The 21,836-nt window shown below is 72.5% G+C and carries 19 protein-coding genes and 2 tRNA genes; 8 read left to right on the top strand and 13 right to left on the bottom strand.

Annotation, left to right across the window (positions count from 1 at the left end):
- Window positions 1–18: 18 nt before the first annotated feature.
- The 5 genes from E4U91_RS23050 to E4U91_RS23025 all read right to left on the bottom strand — a co-directional run bounded on the left by E4U91_RS23050 (window position 19) and on the right by E4U91_RS23025 (window position 4,510).
- Window positions 19–1,410 carry an HD-GYP domain-containing protein gene (locus E4U91_RS23050; RefSeq protein WP_137308597.1) on the bottom strand — a complete coding sequence of 464 codons (1,392 nt, stop codon included), beginning with the start codon at window positions 1,408–1,410 and terminating at the stop codon, window positions 19–21.
- Window positions 1,411–1,563: 153 nt separating this feature from the next.
- Window positions 1,564–1,878, bottom strand: coding sequence for a mycothiol system anti-sigma-R factor (gene rsrA, locus E4U91_RS23045; protein WP_137301897.1), 315 nt, complete (start codon window positions 1,876–1,878; stop codon window positions 1,564–1,566).
- Window positions 1,875–2,582, bottom strand: coding sequence for a sigma-70 family RNA polymerase sigma factor (locus E4U91_RS23040; RefSeq protein WP_067236858.1), 708 nt, complete (start codon window positions 2,580–2,582; stop codon window positions 1,875–1,877). The genes rsrA and E4U91_RS23040 overlap by 4 nt, the downstream gene beginning before the upstream one ends.
- A 379-nt stretch (window positions 2,583–2,961) precedes the next feature.
- Window positions 2,962–3,579 (bottom strand): alpha/beta hydrolase family protein, encoded by a 618-nt coding sequence (locus E4U91_RS23035; RefSeq protein WP_137310965.1) that lies wholly within the window; start codon window positions 3,577–3,579, stop codon window positions 2,962–2,964.
- Between the two features lie 115 nt (window positions 3,580–3,694).
- Window positions 3,695–4,510: an SOS response-associated peptidase gene (locus E4U91_RS23025; protein WP_137308595.1), complete on the bottom strand. Its 816-nt coding sequence runs from the start codon at window positions 4,508–4,510 to the stop codon at window positions 3,695–3,697.
- Between the two features lie 50 nt (window positions 4,511–4,560).
- Between E4U91_RS23025 and E4U91_RS23020 the strand changes: the two genes are divergently transcribed.
- The 4 genes from E4U91_RS23020 to E4U91_RS23005 all read left to right on the top strand — a co-directional run bounded on the left by E4U91_RS23020 (window position 4,561) and on the right by E4U91_RS23005 (window position 8,270).
- Window positions 4,561–5,310: a M50 family metallopeptidase gene (locus E4U91_RS23020; protein WP_137308594.1), complete on the top strand. Its 750-nt coding sequence runs from the start codon at window positions 4,561–4,563 to the stop codon at window positions 5,308–5,310.
- A gap of 204 nt (window positions 5,311–5,514) precedes the next feature.
- Window positions 5,515–6,834, top strand: coding sequence for a 3-phosphoshikimate 1-carboxyvinyltransferase (gene aroA, locus E4U91_RS23015; RefSeq protein WP_137308593.1), 1,320 nt, complete (start codon window positions 5,515–5,517; stop codon window positions 6,832–6,834).
- Between the two features lie 17 nt (window positions 6,835–6,851).
- Window positions 6,852–7,862 (top strand): ribosome small subunit-dependent GTPase A, encoded by a 1,011-nt coding sequence (rsgA, locus tag E4U91_RS23010; RefSeq protein WP_137308592.1) that lies wholly within the window; start codon window positions 6,852–6,854, stop codon window positions 7,860–7,862.
- 84 nt (window positions 7,863–7,946) lie between these two features.
- On the top strand, window positions 7,947–8,270 hold the full coding sequence (locus E4U91_RS23005; protein WP_137301903.1) for a DMT family transporter: 324 nt from the start codon (window positions 7,947–7,949) through the stop codon (window positions 8,268–8,270).
- 16 nt (window positions 8,271–8,286) lie between these two features.
- Here E4U91_RS23005 and E4U91_RS23000 read toward each other — a convergent pair whose 3' ends face one another.
- Window positions 8,287–8,889 carry a TetR/AcrR family transcriptional regulator gene (locus E4U91_RS23000; RefSeq protein ID WP_137308591.1) on the bottom strand — a complete coding sequence of 201 codons (603 nt, stop codon included), beginning with the start codon at window positions 8,887–8,889 and terminating at the stop codon, window positions 8,287–8,289.
- A gap of 173 nt (window positions 8,890–9,062) precedes the next feature.
- Between E4U91_RS23000 and hisN the strand changes: the two genes are divergently transcribed.
- Both hisN and E4U91_RS22990 read left to right on the top strand, forming a co-directional pair.
- Window positions 9,063–9,863: a histidinol-phosphatase gene (gene hisN, locus E4U91_RS22995; RefSeq protein ID WP_137308590.1), complete on the top strand. Its 801-nt coding sequence runs from the start codon at window positions 9,063–9,065 to the stop codon at window positions 9,861–9,863.
- 207 nt (window positions 9,864–10,070) lie between these two features.
- Window positions 10,071–10,463: a CBS domain-containing protein gene (locus E4U91_RS22990; protein WP_137308589.1), complete on the top strand. Its 393-nt coding sequence runs from the start codon at window positions 10,071–10,073 to the stop codon at window positions 10,461–10,463.
- 107 nt (window positions 10,464–10,570) lie between these two features.
- Here E4U91_RS22990 and E4U91_RS22985 read toward each other — a convergent pair whose 3' ends face one another.
- Complete coding sequence (locus E4U91_RS22985; protein WP_137308588.1) at window positions 10,571–12,025, bottom strand: catalase; 1,455 nt, start codon at window positions 12,023–12,025, stop codon at window positions 10,571–10,573.
- 133 nt (window positions 12,026–12,158) lie between these two features.
- Between E4U91_RS22985 and E4U91_RS22980 the strand changes: the two genes are divergently transcribed.
- Entirely contained in the window at window positions 12,159–12,575 is a 417-nt protein-coding gene (locus E4U91_RS22980; protein WP_137308587.1) for a Fur family transcriptional regulator, read from the top strand.
- 94 nt (window positions 12,576–12,669) lie between these two features.
- Here E4U91_RS22980 and E4U91_RS22975 read toward each other — a convergent pair whose 3' ends face one another.
- The 6 genes from E4U91_RS22975 to E4U91_RS22950 all read right to left on the bottom strand — a co-directional run bounded on the left by E4U91_RS22975 (window position 12,670) and on the right by E4U91_RS22950 (window position 21,055).
- On the bottom strand, window positions 12,670–13,869 hold the full coding sequence (locus E4U91_RS22975) for a glycoside hydrolase family 64 protein (protein ID WP_137308586.1): 1,200 nt from the start codon (window positions 13,867–13,869) through the stop codon (window positions 12,670–12,672).
- Between the two features lie 99 nt (window positions 13,870–13,968).
- Window positions 13,969–15,261 carry a glycoside hydrolase family 16 protein gene (locus tag E4U91_RS22970; RefSeq protein WP_137308585.1) on the bottom strand — a complete coding sequence of 431 codons (1,293 nt, stop codon included), beginning with the start codon at window positions 15,259–15,261 and terminating at the stop codon, window positions 13,969–13,971.
- Window positions 15,262–15,571: 310 nt separating this feature from the next.
- A tRNA-Met gene (locus E4U91_RS22965) sits at window positions 15,572–15,645 on the bottom strand.
- Window positions 15,646–15,742: 97 nt separating this feature from the next.
- Complete coding sequence (locus E4U91_RS22960) at window positions 15,743–17,713, bottom strand: tetratricopeptide repeat protein (RefSeq protein WP_137308584.1); 1,971 nt, start codon at window positions 17,711–17,713, stop codon at window positions 15,743–15,745.
- A 209-nt stretch (window positions 17,714–17,922) separates the two neighbouring features.
- A tRNA-Met gene (locus E4U91_RS22955) sits at window positions 17,923–17,996 on the bottom strand.
- A gap of 71 nt (window positions 17,997–18,067) precedes the next feature.
- Window positions 18,068–21,055, bottom strand: a complete 2,988-nt coding sequence (locus E4U91_RS22950) for a UPF0182 family membrane protein (protein WP_137310964.1) — start codon at window positions 21,053–21,055, stop codon at window positions 18,068–18,070.
- Window positions 21,056–21,220: 165 nt separating this feature from the next.
- Between E4U91_RS22950 and E4U91_RS22945 the strand changes: the two genes are divergently transcribed.
- Window positions 21,221–21,763 carry a PPA1309 family protein gene (locus E4U91_RS22945; RefSeq protein WP_137308583.1) on the top strand — a complete coding sequence of 181 codons (543 nt, stop codon included), beginning with the start codon at window positions 21,221–21,223 and terminating at the stop codon, window positions 21,761–21,763.
- Window positions 21,764–21,836 lie beyond the last annotated feature (73 nt).

Below are 21,836 nucleotides of genomic sequence, written 5' to 3'. Positions count from 1 at the left end.
CGGGCACGGCGGCCGACGTCACCGCGTCACCCCGCGCCGGTCGCCCGGGGACGCGGGTGCGGGCAGCGCGGGCGCGCTCTCGTCGGCGGTCACTACGGGGTGCCAGCCGTGGCGGTCCAGGGCGCGGACGAGGGCGCCGACCATGCGCGGGTCGAACTGGGTGCCCGCGCACCGCCCGAGCTCCTCCAGGGCGACGGCGACCGGCCGGGCCCTGCTGTAGGAGCGGGTCGAGGTCATCGCGTCGAAGGCGTCGGCGACGGCCACCACGCGCGCGGGCTCGGGGATCTGACGGCCCACCAGCCCGTAGGGGTAGCCGCTGCCGTCCAGCCGTTCGTGGTGGTGCAGGATCGCCGAGCGGGCCTCGCCGAGGAAGGTGATGCCCCGGGTGATCTCGTGGCCGTACTCGGGGTGCAGTTCGATGACGCACCGCTCCTCGGGGGTCAGCGGGCCGTCCTTGCGCAGCAGCCGGGTCGGCACGCCCAGCTTGCCCACGTCGTGCAGGATCCCGGCGAAGCGCAGCACCTCGATGCGCCGCTCGTCCATGCCGAGTTCCCGGGCGATCATCATGGAGGCCTGGCCGACCCGCTCGCTGTGGCCGCGGGTGTAGCCGTCCTTGATGTCGACGGCCTGCACCAGCGCCCGGATCGTCGCGTGGTGCGCGGCGCGCTCCCGGTGGTACTGCGCGAACACCCACCAGGCCACGCCCATGGGGAACAGCACGAGCAGCGCGGCGACCGGCCCGTAGGGGCTGTGCCACAGCACCGCCATCATCAGCCCGGCCAGCCCGTGCACGACGAGCGGCGCGAGCGAGCGGGAGAACCGCCCGCGCCAGGCCCGGCGGGCCGGGACGCGTTCGGCGAGCACGCGGATGCCGCCGTCCAGCAGCGCGAGCACCGCGCAGTAGACGAGCACGGCGGCCGCGGCGGGCAGCAGTGCCCGCGGGACGGCGCAGGCGGCGACGGTGTCCCGGCCGCCGAGCGCCCCGTGCACGCGGGCCGCGGCCCACACGGCCGGCACGCACTGCGCGGCCCGCCACAGCCGCCGGACGCCGGCCGGGCGCTGCTCCACGCGGGCCAGCAGGATGCCGGGCAGCGGGACGAGGGCCGCGGCGGGCGGCGGCAGCAGGAACGCCCCGGCGAGCAGCACGGGGTGGAAGACGGGAGCCACGGGCGACGGGGCCGGCAGGGACCCGGGGAACCGGGTGCGCGCGGCCCGGCGGCCCGCCGCGTACAGCGCGGCGAGCAGGATCACGGCCCACGAGGACGAGTCGGCCCTCAGCAGGCCGGCGGCCCACCGGGACGGGTCCGTGACGGGCGTACCCGCGAGGGCCGGTACGGGGGCCAGGCAGACGAGGGCGATGAGGGCGACGCAGCCGACGTAGAGCCGGGCCCCCCCGGGAATCGCCTCCATGCCGCCTCCCCCAGCCCGTAGGTGTCCGGGCTGGGAGCCTAGGACCGGGCGGGGAGGGGGACGGGCGTATCACCCGCTGATTAGCACGTTCGAGTGACGACCGCTCGTTCACGGGCCGCACCCCGTCACGGGGGGCCCGTGAACGGGCGGCGGTCAGGACTCCTGGGGGGTGCCCGGGGAGGCGGCGCTCACGTCGTGCTCGGGCACGGTCTGGCCGGAGCGGATCAATTCCAGCCGCCCCATGACCTTGGCGCGCAGGTCCACGGGCACGTCGTCATGACCGCAGCACCGCTTGACCAGCTTCTTCACGGCCTGCTCGAGGCCGTACTTCTCCAGGCACGGCGAGCACTCCTTGAAGTGCTGCTGGAACTTGTCGCGGTCGACGTCCGGCATCTCGCTGTCGAGGAACTCGTACAGGTGGTCGAGGACCTCGGAGCAGTCCGTCTCGTGCGGCTCTCCGCAGCTCATGAGCCCGAGCCTTTCGCTTCGTTCGACTCTCCGGCGCCGGCCGGGACCAGCCCGCGCTCACGGGCGTAGTCCTCGAGCATGCCGCGCAGTTGACGGCGGCCCCGGTGCAGCCGGGACATCACCGTACCGATGGGTGTCCCCATGATGTCCGCGATCTCCTTGTACGCAAAGCCCTCGACGTCCGCGAGGTACACGGCGATGCGGAACTCCTCGGGGATCGCCTGGAGCGCTTCCTTCACGTCCGAGTCGGGCAGGTGGTCGAGCGCCTGCGACTCGGCGGAGCGCAGACCCGTCGACATGTGCGACTCGGCACGGGCGAGCTGCCAGTCCTCGATCTCCTCGGCTGCGCTGCGCTGGGGTTCGCGCTGCTTCTTGCGGTAGGAGTTGATGAAGGTGTTGGTGAGGATCCGGTACAGCCACGCCTTGAGGTTGGTGCCCTCACGGAACTGGTGGAAGGACGCGTACGCCTTGGCGTACGTCTCCTGCACCAGGTCCTCCGCGTCGGCGGGGTTGCGCGTCATGCGCAGTGCGGCCGAATACATCTGGTCGAGGAATTCCAGCGCGTCCCGCTCGAAGCGCGCGCTGCGCTCCGTGGTCGACTCGGGGATCGCCCCCGCGTCCGCGCCCACGCCGATGCCCTGGCCCTCGGGCAGCTCCGCCTGGCCGTCGTCGGTCCCTGCGTCGGTACCGGGAACCGGACCCACCTCCTCAAGATTCCGGGCAGGACCGAGACCGATCCCACCAGAATCGGAGGATAGAACACGACCCGTCCCCGCCGCCGCTCGAATAGGAGCGGTCTTGGCCGCGTGCAGCACCGTCCAGTCCAGGTCGGCGCGGTTGCCACGGCTGGGGCAGATGGTCGAACCCATGCGGCGAACTTCCTCTCCCACGACGTCCGTACTGGCTGTCCAGCACGTCTGTCCCGCACAACAGTGGCCGGGAGCGCGGCATTCCCCCCCGCCGTTCCCCCGTGACGCGCCCCACCCGCGGCGCCGCCCGGCTGGCGGGGTGACGCGGGGTGATGTGCCCCACGCGGGACCCCGGCCGGGGTCCCGCTCGGTGTCGTGCCCGGTGTCGTGCCGGTCAGGGAAGTGACGCGGTCCACTCCACGACCGCCGCCGTGATGACCGCGAGCGCCTGTTCCTGGGTGATGTCCGCCCGCTTCGGCACGGCGAACCCGTGGTCGCCGTGGGGCACCGTGACGAGCTCGTGGTCCCCGTCGGGGAACTCCTCGGGCCGGCCGAAGGGGTCGTTGCCGCCCTGGACGACGAGGGTGGGCACGCCCGCGCCCAGCAGTTCGGCGGCGCGGGAGCGGTCCGGCCGGCCCGGCGGGTGCAGCGGGAAGCTCAGCGCGAGGACGGCGGCGGCGCCCAGCTCGGTCGCCGTGCGGCAGGCGACGCGGGCACCCGCGGAGCGCCCGCCGGCGACCACCGGCAGCCCGGTCGCGGCGAGGGCCGGCCAGATCCCGCGCCAGCCCGCGTCCAGGGTCTTCGGCGCCGGCGCCAGCTTCTTGCCCGCCACCCGCCAGGGCTGCTCCACCAGGGCGACCGTGACACCGTGCGCGGGCAGCTCGTCGGCGAGCGCCCGGAGGTCGCGCGCCTCGATGCCACCGCCGGCGCCGTGGCTGACGGCCAGGACGAGGCGGGCCGCGCGCGGGGCCCGGTGCCAGGTGATCCGGGCGTCGCCGGTCTCGGTGGGCACGGTCTGGGCCGGGGCGGCCCCGGTGTGGGGGGTCCCGGTGGGCGCGGGCTCCGTGGGGGTGCCGGAGGCGGGCGGGCCGTCGGCGGGGACCCGCCCGGTGGTGTCGTTCGTCACGTCAGAAGAGTGTGCCCTCCTCGGGACCCGCCAGCTCCTTCAGCAGCTCCGGGCCGTTGTTGCGGACGTTGCTGACGGCGGTGGAGACCGGGTGGGCGCGCAGGAGCCCGGGCGGCGGCGGGGCGAGCAGCGACCGCAGTTCCCCGGGGTCGGTGCGGGACGGGTCGAGCCAGGCGTCCCAGCGGTCCGGGGTGAGCATCAGCGGCATCCGGGGGTGGATGTCGGCGAGCGTGCGGGGTCCCTCGGCGGGGGCGACGGCGAGCGGGGTGGTCTCGGCCTCGGTGGTGATGACCGAGCAGGTCGCCCACCAGGCCCGCGGGTGGTCGTCCGGCAGGGTCCGGTCCCGCCAGAACTCGTACAGCCCGGCCATCGCGAACACCGAGCCGTCCGCCGGGAGCACGAAGTACGGCTGCTTGCGCGGGCGTTTGCGCCGGCCCTCGACCTCCAGCTCCCGCTCCTCGGTGCCGGTGACCCACTCGTAGTAGCCGTCGGCGGGCACGATGCAGCGCCGGGCGGCGAAGGCCCGCCGGTACGACGGCTTCTCGTGCACCGTCTCCGCGCGGGCGTTGATCATGCGGGCGGCGCCCTCCGGCGACTTCGCCCAGGACGGGACCAGGCCCCACCTGAGGGTGCGCAGCTGGCGAACCGGCCGCGGGTCGTCCGCGTCCTTCACGGGACGGTCCAGGACGACGTGGACCTCCTTGGTCGGGGCCACGTTGTAGTCGGGCTCCAGGGTCTCGGCCGGCTCCCACTTCTCGATCCCGAAGACCGCCGCGAGATCCTCGGGCCCCCGACTGGCTGCATACCGTCCGCACATGCGTGCCACACTGCCAGATCCGTCCGACGGAAAGGGAGCCACCGCCCTCCATGAACAGCTTGGTCAGCTTGGACAGCACGCACAGCCTCGCCGCCCTCGCGCTGCCCGACCTCTGGGGCCGGCTCACCGGGACCCAGTCCGACCCCGACCTGTGGGTGGTGTGCGCCACCCTGGCCGCCGCGCTGGCCGTCGTGGTGCCGCACCCGCTGTGGCGCCTGTCGCGCAACGCGATCACCATCGCCCACGAGGGCGGCCACGGCCTGGTCGCGCTGCTGACCGGCCGCACCCTGACCGGCATACGGCTGCACTCCGACACCAGCGGCCTCACCCTGAGCCGCGGCAAGCCGTACGGCCTCGGCATGATCCTCACGGCGGCGGCCGGTTACACCGCTCCCCCGCTGCTGGGCCTCGGCGGCGCCGCCCTGCTGGGTGCCGGGCGCATCACGCTGTTGCTGTGGGTCGCGACGGCCCTGCTGCTGGTGATGCTGGTGATGATCCGCAACGCCTACGGCGCGCTGACGGTGCTGCTCACCGGCGGCACGTTCCTGCTGGTGTCCTGGCTGGCCGGGCCCCAGGTGCAGGCCGCGTTCGCCTACGCGGTGGTGTGGTTCCTGCTGCTGGGGGGCGTGCGCCCGGCCTTCGAGCTCCAGGCCAAGCGCCGGCACGCGGGCGCGGGCGACTCGGACGCCGACCAGCTGTCCCGGTTGACGCACGTGCCGGCGGGGCTGTGGCTGTTCCTGTTCCACGCGGTGTCGCTGTGCTCCCTGACGGGAGGCGGCCGGTGGTTGCTGGGGCTCTGACGGACCGTCCGGTCACCCGTCACGGCGGACCCGCCGGAAGCCGTCCGGCGAAGGGGGTCCCCCCGTCCGGCGCGGACCCCGCGCGAGCCGCCCGACGGGGTGGCGCGGCCGACCTGCGGCGAACCGTTTCACCAGCCACGACGGCGCGGAACCCGGCGCCCTGCGGACGGTCCGGGAGACCGCCCTCCTTATAGAGTGGGCCCCATGGCCCCAACCCCCGCACCCACCGCCCTCTGGCCCGCGCCGCACGCGAGCGGAGCCGTCGACGCGACGGTCCACGTGCCCGGGTCCAAGTCGGTCACCAACCGCGCCCTCGTCCTCGCCGCCCTCGCCTCGGAGCCGGGCTGGCTGCGCCGTCCGCTGCGCTCGCGCGACACCCTGCTGATGGCGGACGCCCTGCGTGCGATGGGCATCGAGATCGAGGAGGGCGTGGGTCCCGACGGCACCGGCGAGGCGTGGCGGGTGCTGCCGACGGGCCTGCGCGGCCCGGCCACCGTGGACGTCGGCAACGCCGGCACCGTGATGCGGTTCCTGCCCCCGGTCGCCACGCTGGCCGACGGGCCCGTCCACTTCGACGGCGACCCGCGGTCGCACGAGCGTCCCCTGCACGGGGTGATCGACGCGCTGCGGGCGCTCGGCGCGCGGATCGACGACGACGGCCGCGGCGCGCTGCCCCTGACGGTGCACGGCGTGGGCGCGCTGGACGGCGGCCCGGTCGAGGTCGACGCCTCGTCGTCGTCCCAGTTCGTCTCCGCGCTGCTGCTGTCGGGGCCGCGCTTCAACCAGGGGGTGGAGGTCCGCCACACCGGCTCCACCCTGCCCTCGCTGCCGCACATCCAGATGACCGTGGACATGCTGCGCACGGTCGGCGCCCAGGTGGACACCCCCGAGTCGGGCGGCGAGCCCGGCGTCTGGCGGGTCACGCCCGGTGCGCTGCTCGGCCGTGACCTGACGGTCGAGCCGGACCTGTCCAACGCCCAGCCGTTCCTGGCCGCGGCGCTGGTCACCGGGGGCCGGGTCGTGGTCCCGGACTGGCCGGCCCGCACCACCCAGCCGGGTGACCGGCTGCGGGAGATCTTCACCGAGATGGGCGGTTCCTGCGAGCTGACCGACTACGGCCTGGAGTTCACCGGCTCCGGTGCCGTCCACGGCATCGACGTCGACCTCGGCGACGTCGGCGAGCTGACCCCGGGCATCGCGGCGGTGGCGGCCCTCGCCGACTCCCCCTCGACCCTGCGGGGCGTGGCCCACCTGCGGCTGCACGAGACGGACCGGCTGGCCGCGCTGACCAAGGAGATCAACGAGCTCGGCGGCGACGTCACCGAGACGGCCGACGGCCTGCACATCCGCCCCCGCCCGCTGCACGGCGGTGTCTTCCACACCTACGAGGACCACCGCATGGCGACCGCCGGTGCGATCATCGGCCTCGCGGTCGAGGGCGTACGCATCGAGAACGTGGCGACCACCGCGAAGACCCTGCCGGACTTCCCGGACCTGTGGACCGCGATGCTCGGGGCGGCGTAGGGACGCGGGGAACAGTCATGCGCCGCTACGGCAAGCACACCGACGAGGACGACATCCGCAGCCGCCCCAACCGCAAGGGCAACCGGCCGCGGACCAACATCCGGCCCAAGCACGAGGACGCCGCCGAGGGCCTGGTCCTGACCGTCGACCGGGGCCGGCTGACGTGCCTGGTCGACGGCCGGCCGGTGCTGGCGATGAAGGCCCGCGAACTGGGCCGCAAGGCGGCCGTGGTCGGCGACCGGGTCGCACTGGTCGGCGACCTGTCCGGCGCGAAGGACACGCTGGCCCGGATCGTCCGCATCGAGGAGCGCACCTCGGTGCTGCGCCGCACCGCCGACGACGACGATCCCTACGAGCGGGTGGTGGTGGCCAACGCCGACCAGCTGGCCGTGGTCACGGCCCTCGCCGACCCGGAGCCCCGCCCGCGCCTGATCGACCGCTGTCTGGTCGCGGCGTTCGACGGCGGCCTCGAACCGCTGCTGGTGCTGACCAAGTCCGACCTCGCCCCGCCGGACAAGATGCTGGAGCTCTACGGCGACCTGGACATCCCGTACGTGGTGACCAGCCGCGAGGAACTGGAGGACGGCACCGCGGCGGACCGGGTGCGCGAGCAACTGGCGGGACGCGTCACGGCGTTCGTCGGTCACTCCGGCGTCGGCAAGACGACGCTGGTGAACGCGCTGGTGCCCGAGGAGCGGCGGCGCCTGACCGGCCACGTCAACGCGGTGACCGGCCGCGGCCGGCACACCACCACCTCCGCGCTGGCACTCCCGCTGGACGGCGCGGAGGGCTGGGTGATCGACACCCCGGGCGTGCGGTCCTTCGGTCTCGCGCACGTCGACCCGTCCCGCGTGATCCACGCCTTCCCCGACCTCGAACCGGGCACGGAGGGCTGCCCGCGCGCGTGCAGCCACGACGAGCCGGACTGCGCGCTGGACGCGTGGGTGGCCGAGGGGCACGCCGACCCGGCACGGCTGTACTCGCTGCGCCGGCTGCTGTCGACGCGTGAGCGCACAGAAGGCGACTAGCGCCCGCGTTGTTTGGTGGGGCCGGACCCCGGTAAGTGCATAATCGCACCGAGCGGTGATCCGGTACCTACGGGAGGACAGCACATGGCGTGGCTGCTGGTCATGGTGGCCGGACTGCTCGAGACCGGCTTCGCCGTGTGTCTGAAGCTCTCCCACGGGTTCACCCGGCTCTGGCCGACGATCGCCTTCTGCGTGTTCGCCCTCGGCAGCTTCGGCCTGCTGACCCTGTCCCTGCGCAAGCTGGACGTGGGCCCGGCGTACGCGGTGTGGACCGGCATCGGCGCGGCCGGCACGGCGATCTACGGCATGGTCTTCCTCGGTGACCTGGTGTCGACCCTGAAGATCGTGTCGATCAGCCTGGTCATCATCGGGGTCATCGGCCTCCAGCTGTCCGGCTCGACGCACTGACGCGACGGCGGCGCGCTCAGGCCGCCGGGCGGTGCAGCGCGCCGCGCACCAGGTCCGCGAGGCCGCCCTCGCCCGGGGGCGCGGCCACGCAGGACAGGGCGATGCGGACGACCAGTTCGCAGGAGCGGGCCAGCTCGGCGGTGTCCGGTTTGGCGACGGGCCCGGCCAGCACCGACACGGCGCGGTCGCGTACCAGGGCCACGAAGTCGCCGGGCGAGGGCAGCGGGCCGTCCGCCCGCCGCTGCGCCGGTACGGCGGCGGAGGCCGGGGCGGGCCGCAGCACGGGGGTCGGCAGGCGCTCGCTCCAGCAGCCGGTGAGCAGGGCGCGGACCAGCGCGTTGTCGTGGGCGGCGGTCACGGTCCACTCGGCGGTGGCGGTCAGCCGCTCCCGGGCGTCGCCGTGCACGGCGAGGGCCCGTTCCACCCCGGCGAGGTAGCCGTCGGCCTCGCGGCGCACCAGGGCGCGGGCGAGGCCGTCCTTGCTGCCGAACTCGTTGTACAGCGTCTGCCGGGACACCCCGGCCGCCGCGGCGACGTCGACCATGCGCACCGTGGACCACGGCCGCCGCGTCAGGGCCGCGAAGGCGGCGTCCAGCAGTGATTCCCGCGCACCCGGCATCCTCGCCTCCCTGCGACGGCACTGCGCCCAGATTTGACGGGCTTGTCCGCACTGTCAAGGGGTCGCGGAGGGGGCGGATCGCGGCATCCCGCCCGGCCGCCGCGGGCGGGGCGTCCACCGGGCCCCCGGAGCCCGGTGGCCCCGCCCCCGCCGGGACGGATACCGTTCGTCACATGCCGGACTACCTCGACGACCTGCGGCTGGCCCACGTCCTCGCGGACGCCGCCGACGCCGCCACCACGGCCCGCTTCAAGGCCCTCGACCTCAAGGTGGAGACGAAGCCGGACATGACCCCGGTGAGCGAGGCGGACAAGGCGGCCGAGGAGATCATCCGCGGCCATCTCCAGCGCGCCCGCCCCCGGGACGCGATCCTCGGCGAGGAGTACGGGGTGGAGGGCACCGGCCCGCGCCGCTGGGTGGTCGACCCGATCGACGGCACCAAGAACTACGTCCGCGGCGTTCCGGTCTGGGCGACGCTGATCGCCCTCATGGAGGCGGGCGAGGGCGGCTACCAGCCGGTCGTCGGGGTCGTCTCCGCTCCCGCGCTCGGCCGCCGCTGGTGGGCCGCGAAGGGGCACGGCGCCTACTCCGGGCGCAGCCTGTCCGCCGCCACCCGGCTGCACGTCTCGCGGGTCGCGGACCTCGCGGACGCCTCCTTCGCCTACTCGTCCCTGTCCGGCTGGGAGGAGCAGGGCCGCCTGGACGGCTTCCTCGACCTCACCCGCCGGGTCTGGCGGACGCGCGCGTACGGGGACTTCTGGCCGTACATGATGGTCGCCGAGGGGGCGGTCGACCTGTGTGCCGAGCCGGAGCTGTCGCTGTGGGACATGGCCGCCACCGCGATCGTCGTGACGGAGGCGGGCGGCACCTTCACCGGCCTGGACGGCCGTCCCGGCCCGCACAGCGGCAACGCGGCCGCCTCGAACGGCCTGTTGCACGACGAACTCCTGGACCACCTGAACCCGCGCGGGTGAACTGACGCCACGTCCGGCGCACGCGCACCGGCCACACATGAGCGCGTGCGCCCTCAACCGGCCGCACGCGCCCTCTTGTTGACCCCCTTTTTGCCTGTCACTCTGAGAGTCCCCCCACTTGTGCGTTTGTGAAACGCCGAACAAAGGGCTGCACAAGGCAGGAAGGGCGGGGACACCCAGGCGGGACACACCAGGAGGTGGCTCGACATGCTCGTCCGTGACGCCATGAGCACCGTGGTCCTCATCATCGGCCCCCATCACACCCTTCGGCAGGCAGCGGCGCTGATGTCCGCCCGCCGGGTCGGCGCGGCCGTCGTGCACGACCCCGACGCCGGGGGGATCGGCATCCTCACCGAGCGCGACATCCTCAACTCGGTCGGCCTCGGCCAGAACCCCGACACCGAGCGCACCCAGGACCACACGACCACCGACGTGGTGTTCGCGGCCCCGGGCTGGACCCTGGAGGAGGCGGCCCGTTCCATGACGCACGGCGGCTTCCGCCACCTGGTCGTCCTCGACAGCGGCGACGTCACGGGCGTCGTCTCGGTCCGCGACATCATCCGCTGCTGGGCCCCGGACCGGCAGCAGGTGCCGGTCTGAGGCGCGGCCCGGCCGCCGGCCCCGTACGGTCCGGGCGTACGAGCGGGCCGGACCCCCCTCGACGAAGGGGGCCGGCCCGTCCCCGGCAAGCGGTCCAGTGCTGGTGATCAGCCGCGCAGGGCCTGGACCGCGGCCTCCAGCCGCTTGCCGAAGTCGTCGTCCGCCCGGCGGAAGTTCTCCACCGCCCGCTCGACGATGTCGTCGCGCGAGACGCCCGCCAGCGCGCCCGAGAGGTTGGCGACCAGGCGCTCCTTCTCGTCCTCGCGCATCAGCCGGTAGAGGTTGCCGGCCTGCACGAAGTCGTCGTCCTCGGCGTGCCGGGGCGTCGGGTGGGTGCCGGTGCCGCCGGTGACGGCGTCGAACGGCTGCCACAGCGCACGGCCCGTCTGGTACGGCCCGCCGAAGCTGTTCGGCTCGTAGTTCTTCTCGCCGCCGTGCCGGCCGTCGTACAGGTGGCCGTCACGGGAGTGGGTGTGCGCCTCGGTGGCGTGCGGGCGGTTCACCGGCAGGTGGTCGGCGTTGATGCCGACGCGGTAGCGGTGCGCGTCACCGTAGGCGAACAGGCGGCCCTGGAGCATCTTGTCGGGCGAGGGACCGATGCCCGGCACGAAGTGGGCCGGCGAGAAGATGCTCTGCTCGACCTCGGCGAAGACGTTGCGGGGGTTGCGGTTGAGCTCCAGCTTGCCGAACTCGATCACCGGGTAGTCCGCGTGCGGCCACACCTTGGTCAGGTCGAACGGGTTGAAGCGGTACGTCGCCGCGTCCGCCGCCGGCATGATCTGCACGCCCACGGTCCAGCTCGGGAACTCGCCGCGCTCGATCGCCTCGCGCAGGTCGCGCTGGTGGGAGTCGGGGTCCTTGCCCGCGAGGACGTCGGCCTCCTCGGCGGTCAGGTTCCTGATCCCCTGGTCGGTCTTGAAGTGGTACTTGACCCAGAAGGCCTCGCCCTCCGCGTTGTTCCACTGGTAGGTGTGCGAGCCGAAGCCGTCCATGTGCCGGTACGAGGCCGGGATGCCGCGGTCGCCGAACAGCCAGGTCACCTGGTGCGTGGACTCCGGCGACAGGGACCAGAAGTCCCACACGTTGTCGGGCTCGGTCGAGCCCGTGTACGGGTCGCGCTTCTGGGTGTGGATGAAGTCCGGGAACTTGATCGCGTCCCGGATGAAGAACACCGGGGTGTTGTTGCCGACGAGGTCGTAGTTGCCCTCCTCGGTGTAGAACTTCAGCGCGAAGCCCCGCGGGTCGCGCACGGCGTCCGCGGCACCGAGGTTGCCGGCCACGGTCGAGAAGCGCAGGAAGACCTCGGTCTCCTTGCCCACCGCGGAGAGGAAGGCGGCGCGCGTGTACGGCGTGACGTCGCCGGTCACCGTGAAGGTGCCGTAGGCGCCGGCGCCGCGGGCGTGCACCACGCGCTCCGGGATGCGCTCCCGGTTGAAGTGGGCCAGCTTCTCCAGCAGGAGCTGGTCCTGCAGGAGGACCGGGCCGCCGACGCCCGCGGTCTCGCTGTTCTGGTTGTCGGCCACCGGTGCACCGGCCTCCGTGGTGAGCGGTCCCTGCGTCACGTACGCCTCCTGCGTGTTCTTGTTGCTCGGCCAAAGCCAGTCTCGATCCTACATTGGACTCAGTCCAAGTCAAATGAAGGTCCAAAGTCACACCTATTCGGAAACTGGTCCGGTTGCTGTTACGCTGGCCGGTATGAGCGACCTACTGGAACGGCTGCGCGGACGCGGATGGCGGATGACCGCGCAGAGGCGTGTCGTGGCCGAGGTCCTGGACGGCGAGCACGTCCACCTCACGGCCGACGAGGTCCATGCACGGGCCGTCGCCAAACTGCCGGAGATCTCCCGGGCGACCGTGTACAACACACTCGGCGAGCTGGTCACCCTCGGCGAGGTGCTCGAGGTCAGCACCGATCAGCGCGCCAAGCGGTACGACCCGAACGCCCACCACCCCCACCACCACCTGGTGTGCGCGCGGTGCGGCGCGATCCGCGACGTGCACCCGTCGGGCAACCCGCTGGCCGACCTCCCCGACTCCGAGCGCTTCGGCTTCACGGTGTCGGACGTCGAGGTCACCTACCGCGGCGTCTGCCCCAACTGCGCGGCCGCGTGAGCCTCTAGGGCCGTACAGACACACGTGAGGGCACCGCACTCCCCCTGACCGGGGAGTGCGGTGCCCTTTGCGCGTGGTGCCGTGTCCCGGCGCCTCAGAACGCCGTCAGGGTGAGGGTGAAGCCCGTGGGCTTGGTGTCCTGGACGTAGGAGGCGAAGTCGGCCACGTCGTCGAAGGCGAAGCCGTAGGCCTTGCCGTCCACGGTGGCCGCGTGGACGGCCCGCGCGTAGTGGTTGGTCAGCGCGCCCCGGTAGAAGACCGCCGGGTCGGTGGTCGGCTGCGCGGGGTGGCTGATCAGGGTGGAGCGGTTGAAGGCCGCGCCCAGCACCGCGGCCACCGGGCCGGTCGTCCCGTCGTTGGGGGCGGCGAGGTTGCCGTCGCAGAAGAGGACGTCACGGGTGGAGGGCTTCGCGAACGACACCGCCGCCGGCCCGTCGAAGGTGAGGCGCTCGCCGCGCACGCGGCCGGTGAACGTCCCCGCGTTCGTGGTGACCGTGAGGTCCTTGCCGGTGTACGTGCTCCACACCTCGTCGATGTACGGGGCGAAGTAGTCCTTGGCGAACAGGCCCGCGTCCAGGCCGTGGCCCGGGGCGATGATCCGGGTGTCGTCCACGACCAGCGGGGCGAACTCCTCCACCTGCCGCAGTGCGGCGAAGGCCGCGGCGCGGCCGCCGTCGCGCACGGCGCCCGTCGTCTGGTCCTTCTCCCCGGTGAGCCGGATGCTCATCGGGACGCTGAACATGTCGACCATCGTGGTGTTGCAGAACATGCCGTCCGCGTTGTGGGTGAACTCCGCGCAGTCGTGCAGGATCCCGTAGTTGGGGTCCGAGGCGACCCAGCCGGCCGGGTACTGCAAGGCGGCGTTGCCGTTGCCGTCGGTCACGGCCTTGAACTTGAGCTTCGCGCCCAGCGAGACGTAGATGCGGCCCGACATGTGGGGCAGGGACAGTGTGGTCGCGCCGCTGCCCGCGAGCGGTATCGCGTAGTCGGTGAAGCCGTCGGCGCCGTTGTCCGAGAGCGCGATGGGGGCGAGGGTGCCGTCCGGGGTGAGCCGCACCTGCTTGCCGTCGGCGTTGCCGACGACGTACAGGTGCACCGAACCGTTGCCGAACGACCCGCTGTTGTTGACCACGGTGACGGGGAGCGCGCCGGCCGCCGCGGTCGCGGACCCGCCGCTCTGCCCGGCGAGGGCGTGCGGGGCGATGGCGGCGATCGCCGGGACGCCCACGGCGGCGCCCCCGAGGGCGAACAGCATCTTGCGGCGGGTCAGGCTGCGCTGGTGACGAGGTGCCATGAGGGGTGCTCCTTGGGGAGTGCGGCGGTGGGGGCGCCGCGGAGGAGGGTCGTGGGGGGGGTGACGTGGGGGGGGTGATGTGAGGGTGACGCAGGGGCGTCAGACCAGGGACCACTTCTGGTTGGCGTTGCCGGAGCAGGTCCAGGTCTGCAGGCGGGTGCCGTCGGCGGAGGAGTTGCCCTTGGCGTCGAGGCACTTGCCGGCGCCGACGTTGGTCAGGTCACGGGCCGCCGTGTACGTCCACCGCTGGGCCGGGGTGCCGTTGCAGGTGTAGAGCTGGACGACCGCGCCGTCGGCGTGCGAACCGCCCTGCACGTCCAGGCACTTGCCCAGGGCGCGTACGGTGCCGTCGCTGCCGAGGGTCCAGCGCTGGGCGTCGTTGCCGGTGCACGTGTGCAGCTGGACGGGGGTGCCGTCGGCGGTGCCGGCGCCGGCCACGTCCACGCACATGTCGCCGATCCCCTTGAGGGCGCCGACCCGGGTGGCGGTGCCCGGGCCGGTGCCCGCGCCGGTACCGGAGGAGTCGGAGGTGGTGACGTGGACGTAGTCGACGGTCATCGTCTGCGGGAAGGCGGTGCCGGCGTCCGGGCTGCCGGGCCAGTCACCGCCGACCGCGAAGTTCAGGATGAGGAAGAACGGATGGTCGTAGACCCACTTGTTGCCGCCCACGTCGGCGGGGGTGCGGGTCTCGTAGGCCTTGCCGTCCACGGACCAGGTGATGGCCGTGGGGCTCCAGTCGACGGCGAAGACGTGGAAGTCGTCGGCGAACGAGGCGCCGTTCGGGAGGGTGTACCCGGCGCCGATGCCGCCCGCGCCCGAGTAGCCGGGGCCGTGGATCGTGCCGTGCACGGTGCCGGGCTCCTTGCCGACGTTCTCCATGATGTCGATCTCGCCACTGGCGGGCCATCCCGCGCTGCCGAGGTCGTCACCGAGTATCCAGAACGCCGGCCACACACCCTGGCCCCGCGGGACCTTGATCCGGGACTCGAAGTGGCCGTACTTCTGGGTGAAGGTCCTCGCCGTGTTCAGCCGTGCCGAGGTGTACTGGCACGTGCCGTACCAGCACTTCAGGCCGGCGTCCGTGTTCTTGCGGGCGGTGATGACCAGGTGGCCGTTGCCGTCGAGGGCGGCGTTGCCGGTGCTGTTCGTGTAGTACTGCAGCTCGTGGTTGCCGTTGCCGCCGCCGCCCGTCTCCAGGGTCCACTTCGCGGCGCTGGGCGCGCTGCCCGCGCTGCCGTCGAAGTCGTCGGACCAGGTCGTGGTGGCGGTGGCGGCGCTCGCGCGGTTGGTCGCCGAGTCCGAGGTGTTGAGGAGGAGGGCGGCGGCGAGGGCGGCGAGCGTCAGCAGCGCCAGCCCTCCGAACGACCATCTGCGTGCGCGATGAGCGGCCATGGGGTGAACACACCTTGTCGTCGGGGAGGGTCTTCCTGGCCGACGCGCGCATCCTGAGAGCGCTCTCACGCTGCGCGGACGGCGCCGTCGGCGAAGCCAGACGATACGCAGGAAGGTTGCCTCTGCCAACCGGAACGCACATCCCCGAATTGCCCTCTGACCTGCGATTACTTCAGGTAACGCACGCAATCCGAAGCAGGCTTAATCCGCGTTTAAACCACACTTAAGGAGAGTCGCGGGGAACGGAGGGGCGGAGCCAGTCATACGACGAGGGCCGGAACCCTTTCGGATCCCGGCCCTCGTCGATCAGTAGCGGGGACAGGATTTGAACCTGCGACCTCTGGGTTATGAGCCCAGCGAGCTACCGAGCTGCTCCACCCCGCGTCGGTGAATGCAACGTTACGTCAAGGAGGAGGACGGAGGCAAATCAGTATCCGGGGCGCCTGCGCTCCCCCTGTCCGACGCCCCTCTCACGCCTGTCTCACGCCGTCAGCTCCTGCCGCAGCGCGTCCCGCAGCCGCGCCGCCCGCTCGGCCACCTCGGCCGGCCCCAGCGTCACCGCCCGGTCCGCCCACCGCTGCCCCTCGTCCAGCTCGCCCCGACGCGCGTAGACCAGGGCCAGCCGCAGTGCCGCCCGCCCGTGCCCCTCCCGTGCCGCCCGCGTCCACCACACCACCGCCTCGGGCTCGCTGCCCTCCCGCACGAGCAGCAGCCCCAGGTTGAACGCGCCGTTGCGCGAGCCCGCCTCGGCGGCCAGCCGGTACCACCGCGCCGCCTCGACGACGTCACCGCGCGCGGCGGCCAGCATGCCGACCCGCACCTGGGCCCGGCGGTGGCCCTGCGACGCGGCGCGCTCGTACCACTCCTCGCACTCCGTCTTCTCGTGCACCACCTCACCGAGCTCGTGCGCGGACGGCCGGGGCCGCCGCGCGTCCAGCACGGTGGCGAGCCGGTACGCGGCCTCCGCGCTCCCCCCGCCCGCGGCGCACCGCAGGTGCAGCTCGGCGTCCTGCTCGTCCCCGTCCCGCAGGCGTGCGATCCCGACCTGGAGGGCCGCCTCGGTGTGCCCCGCGGCGGCCGCCCGCTCGTACCACCGCAGCGCCGCCGCGTCCTCGCCGCGCCCGGCGTACAGGATCCCCAGGTTGAACGCGGCGTCCACGCTCCCGGCCTCGGCGGCCTTGGAGAACCACGGCTCGGCCCCGGTGGTGTCGCCGCCCTGGAGCAGCAGGATCGCGAGCGCGTTCGCCGCCTCCCGGTGCCCGGCGTAGGCGGCGTGCCGGTACCACTGCTCGGCCTGCGGGGTCCGCCCCTGCTCGGCGCAGAGCAGCCCGAGGTTGTACGCGCCGTTGACGTCACCGGCGTCCAGGGCGGCCCGGTACCAGCGCTCGGCGGTCTGCGGCTGTCCGCGCTCGGCGTGCAGCGCGCCCAGCGCGTTGGCCGCGTTGCCGTCGCCGTCCTGGGCGGCGCGCAGCCACCAGACGGCGGCGTTCTCGGTGTCGCCGGCGTCACGCAGCAGGAACCCGAGCGCGCAGGCGGCCCGCGCCTCGCCGTCCTTGGCGGAGGTCAGGTACCAGCGCCCGGCCTCCTTCAGCTCGCCGCGGCGCTCCAGGATCGCCCCGAGGTGCAGGGCGGCCCGGCGGTGGCCGCGCGCGGCGGCCTGGCGGTACCACTGCTCGGCCTCCTCGGCCGGCGGGACACCGAGGCCCGTGCCGGACCGCGGCCCGGCGTCGCGCACGGCGCCGGTGCGCCGGCCGGCCGCGGTCCGGTCAGCGGCGCCCGTGGCACCGGTCCCGGCGCCGGGCGTCCCGGCAGTCCGTCCCGCGCGGCCCGGCTCGGCGCTGTCGGCGGCGCCCCGCTCGAGCGCGCCGCGCTCGGCCGCCCGGCGGTCCAGCGCGCGGGCGAGCCGGTAGGCGGCCTCGCGGTGCCCGCGCTCGGCCGCGACCCGCATCCACTGCTCGGCCCCGTCGTCGCCGCGGTGCTCCAGCAGGTCGGCGAGCGCGTACGCACCGAGCACGTGTCCCTGCTCGGCGGACTGCCGCAGCCAGTACTCGGCGGCCGGCTCGTCGCCGCGCTCGCGGTGGTGCCGCCCGAGCGCGTGCGCGGCCGCCGCGGAACCGGCGACGGCGGCGATCCGCCACCACCCGGCGGCCTCGTCGGCGTAGCCGCGCTGGTGGAGCAGGACACCCAGGTTGTTGGCGGCGGCGCGGTCACCGGCCGCGGTGGCGGCACGCAGGTGGGGCTCGGCCCCGTCGAGGTCGGCGCGGCGCAGCAGCAGGGCGCCGAGGACGCTGGCCGCCTCGACGTCGCCCGCGTCGGCGGCGAGCCGGAGGCGCACCTCCTCAGCGGCTTCCCCCGTCTCGTCGACGTCCGGGTCCGCTTCCGCCTCCTCACCGGAGGGCTGCACAAATCGCCCTGTCTCGAACAGAGTTGCCTTGTCCCCCATAACGTCCATCGTCGCACCACCTGCAACCCGGGTACACCTGGTATACCGCAGCCAGTGAGGTCACTTCAGCGTTTTGTCGACATGCCCACAGAGAGACAAGTCAAACACAGGTCACCCCAACTCACCGTGGCGGCGCGGCCGTACGCCCCCTCGGCACATGCGTTCGCACATGGCGAAGGCCCGGATCCCTGAGAGGAATCCGGGCCTTCGTCGTGCAGTAGCGGGGACAGGATTTGAACCTGCGACCTCTGGGTTATGAGCCCAGCGAGCTACCGAGCTGCTCCACCCCGCGCCGTGTTCCATCACCGTATCACGGCACGGAGGGGAGCCCGCTCGGCCCGCTCGGCAGCTCAGCCGCAGGTCTCAGCCACCGGCACCGGCCGTGGGGGTGGGACTGCCGGTGGGCTTGCCGCTCGCGCCGGCGCTCGGACTGCTGCCCGGTGTGCTGCTCGGGCTGCTGCTCGCCTTGCCGCCCGAACTCCCGGCGCCGCCGCTGCCCTTGCCGGCGGCCTGCGCGTCCTCGGCCCGCTGGAGTGCGTCCTGCAGGTCCTTCTGGGCCTTGCCGTACGCCTCCCAGTCACCCTTCTTCAGCGCCTCCTGACCCGCGTCGAAGGCCTTCTGGGCGTCCTGGAGCGCCTGTTGGACGGTGGCGTTGCCGGTTGACGGCGGCGGCTTGGTGCCGGAGTCCGGTGGCCGGGGCGTGCTGCTCTCGGCCCCGAAGACCTTGTCGAGCGCCTGGTCCAGCGTGTCCTCGAAGGCCGTGTTGCCGCCGTAGGTCACCAACACCTTGCGCAGCAGCGGGTACTTCAGTCCGCCACCGCGTACGTAGACCGGCTCCACGTAGAGCAGTCCGTCGTCGAGCGGCACCGTCAGCAGGTTGCCGTACTCCACCTCCGAGTCGCCGCCCCGCAGCAGCCTGATCGACTCGGCGATGTTCTGTTCGGAGTTGAACTGGCTCTGCACCTGTTTGGGGCCGTCGACCGTCGTGCTCGTCGGCAGCTTCAGGATCCGGATCTTCCCGTAGTCCTGGGTGCCCGCCTCGGAGTCGACGGCCATGAACGCGCTGAGGTTGTCCCGGCCGTTGGGCGTGAACGTCGTCGTCAGCGAGAACGCCTGGGCCTGCTGGTCGGGCATCTTCATGCTCAGGTAGTACGGCGGCACCGCGTCGCCCGACTTGTTGGTCGGGTCGTCCGGCACCTGCCACACCTCGCTGCCGCTGAGGAACGTCTGCGCGTCCTTCACGTGGTAGCGGGAGAGCAGCTCGCGCTGCACCTTGAACAGGTCCTGCGGGTAGCGCAGGTGGGCCATCAGCGACGGGGAGATGTCGGACTTCGACTTCACCGTGTGCGGGAACGCCTTCATCCACGTCTTCAGGACGGGGTCCTGGGTGTCCCACTGGTAGAGCTTGACCTCACCGCTGTACGCGTCGACGGTCGCCTTCACCGAGTTGCGGATGTAGTTGACCTGGTTCTGCTGGGCCACCACCGCGCGGTTGTCGTTGGCGGCGGTCAGCGAGTCGGCGGTGGTGTCGCCGAGGGTCGTGCGGGACGCGTACGGATAGCCGTTGGTGGTCGTGTAGGCGTCCACGATCCACTGGATCTTGCCGTCCACGACCGCCGGGTAGGCGTCGCCGTCGATGGTCAGCCACGGGGCGACCGCCTCGACGCGGTCCTTCGGCGTGCGGTTGTACAGGATCCGCGACCCGTCACCGATGGCGCCGGAGTACAGGATCTGCGGCTCGCCGAACGCGACCGCGTACGCCGCCCGGTTGAGCGGGTTGGAGAGGTTGACGCCGCTCTTGCCCTGGTAGCTGGTGGTCTTCTCACCGTTGTCGTCGGAGTAGTCGATCTCCTTCTGGGGACCGCCGACGATCGAGTACGTGGTCGTCTTCTCGCCGTAGTAGACGCGCTGCTGGTACGAGCCCAGGTCGCCCTTGGACGGCAGGTCGGACTCGGTGAACAGCGGGCGCCCCTCGGCGTCGGCGGTGGTGCCCTTGGCGGCGACCACGCCGTAGCCGTGGGTGTAGCGGAAGTGGTTGTTGATCCAGTTCTGCTTGTCCACGCCCGCGAGGTTCAGCTCGCGCAGACCGATCACCGTGTCCTGGTCGGTGCCGTTCTGGTTGTAGCGGTCGACGTCCAGGTTGGTGGGGAAGGCGTAGTACTTCCGCATCTGCTGGAGCTGCTGGAACGTCGGCGAGACGATGTTCGGGTCCAGGACGCGGATGCTGGCGGTCTTGGAGACGTCGTCGCGCAGCGTCGACTTGTCCTGGGTGGTGCTGGTGCCCGTGTACTCGCTGACCTGCGTGTCGTCGATGCCGTACGCCTCGCGGGTCGCCTTGAGGTTCTTCTGGACGTACGGCGCTTCCTTGGCCTGCTCGTTCGGCTGGACCTGGAACTTCTGCACGATCGCCGGGTAGAGCCCGCCGATCAGGATGGCCGACAGGACCATCAGGCCGAAGCCGATGACGGGCAGCTGCCAGGTGCGCCGCCACAGGGTGGCGAAGAACAGCAGGGCGCAGATGACGGCGATGCAGAACAGGATGGTCTTGGCCGGCAGGTAGGCGTTGGCGTCGACGTACCGCAGGCCGGTCCAGTTGTCGGTGGCCTTGAAGTCGCTGGACTTCACCGCGAGGCCGTACCGGTCGAGCCAGTAGGCGACCGCCTTCAGCGCGACGAAGACGCCCAGCAGCACCGACAGGTGGCCGGTGGCGGCCGCGGTGGCGCGGGCCCCGGGGCTGGTGACGCGCAGCCCGCCGTACAGGTAGTGGGTGAGCGCGGCGGCGATCAGCGACAGGATCGTGGCGGCGAAGCCGAAGCCGAGCAGGAACCGGTACCAGGGCAGGTCGAAGGCGTAGAAGGACACGTCGAGGTGGAACTGCGGGTCCTTCTGGTGGAAGGGCACGCCGTTGACCCACATCAGCCAGGTGCGCCACTGGCTGGACGCCGACGCGCCGGCGATCAGCCCGACCAGCGCCGTGATCGACAGCAGCAGCCACTTCTTGTAGGGCGCGATGCCCATGCGGTAGCGGTCGAGGCTCTGCTGCTCCATCGACATGGCGCTCAGCGGCGGCCGCAGCCGGTGGGCCAGCCAGATGTTGAACCCGACCGCGAGCGCCATCAGCAGGCCGAAGACGAAGAACAGCCCGATCTTGGTCCACAGGGTGGTGGTGAAGACCGAGGAGTACTTCACCGACCGGTACCAGAGCCAGTCGGTCCAGAACCCGGCGAACATGGTGAACGCCATGCCGAGCACGGCGAGGACGCCCAGCGTCATCAGCAGGGTCCGGACACGCCGGGACGGACGGCCCACTCTCATCCGCGGCCCTGTCGGGCCTCCGCCGCGGTCCGGCATCTGGAAAGCCAAGGTGCGCACCTCGAAGTTCGCTACTCGATCGGTCGGACCCGCGTGTTCGCCGGCCCCGTGCGGGCCCCGGTGATCGCGGCCCCACACCTATGCAACTTACTCACCGTTTACTCGGTTCCCGATCCGGGCCGGGAACGAGGCAGGATTGTGACCATGTCCAACACTCCCATGGCAGCGAGCCCCCTCACCCGGGCCGTACTCGAGATCGACGAGTACGCCTCCGGCCTCGGCTGGGACCAGCCCGCACGCCTCTTCGCCCTCGTCGACACCGCACAGCTGCGGACCCAGGAACCCGCGCTGGCCGCCCAGCTCGGTCTGGCGGACGGACCCGAGACCACCGGTCTGACCCCGATCGAGCAGGACGAGGTGCCAACGGACAAGCCGCTCGACGAGTTCCTGGCCACCATCGCCTGGCCCGGTGCGGTGACCGGCTGCGCCCTCACCATCGAACGCCTGATGCTCCCGCCGTCCGCCGAGACCCAGGTCCCCGAGGACCTCGACGAGGCGAAGCTGGCGCAGTGGGTCGCCCAGCACCCCGAGCGCCAGGAGGTCCGCATGACGGTCGCGGTGCTGCGCGACGGCTCCCGCGAGTCGGCGCTGCGCCTGCGCGAGAAGGACAGCCCCACCGAGGTGCTCACCGGCTCCGACCTGGTCCCGGGCCTCGCCCAGGCGCTCGCGGCGACGTTCGAGGACTGAGCCGGGGCGCTCGGCCGCCGGCGGCTCCGCCGCGTGCGCGGCGCTTCCCGTACGCGGTGCGTGCCGTGCGCGG

Source organism: Streptomyces lasalocidi, assembly GCF_005280215.1.
GTDB lineage: Bacteria > Actinomycetota > Actinomycetes > Streptomycetales > Streptomycetaceae > Streptomyces > Streptomyces longwoodensis.
This window is presented reverse-complemented; position numbering and strand designations above follow the sequence as displayed.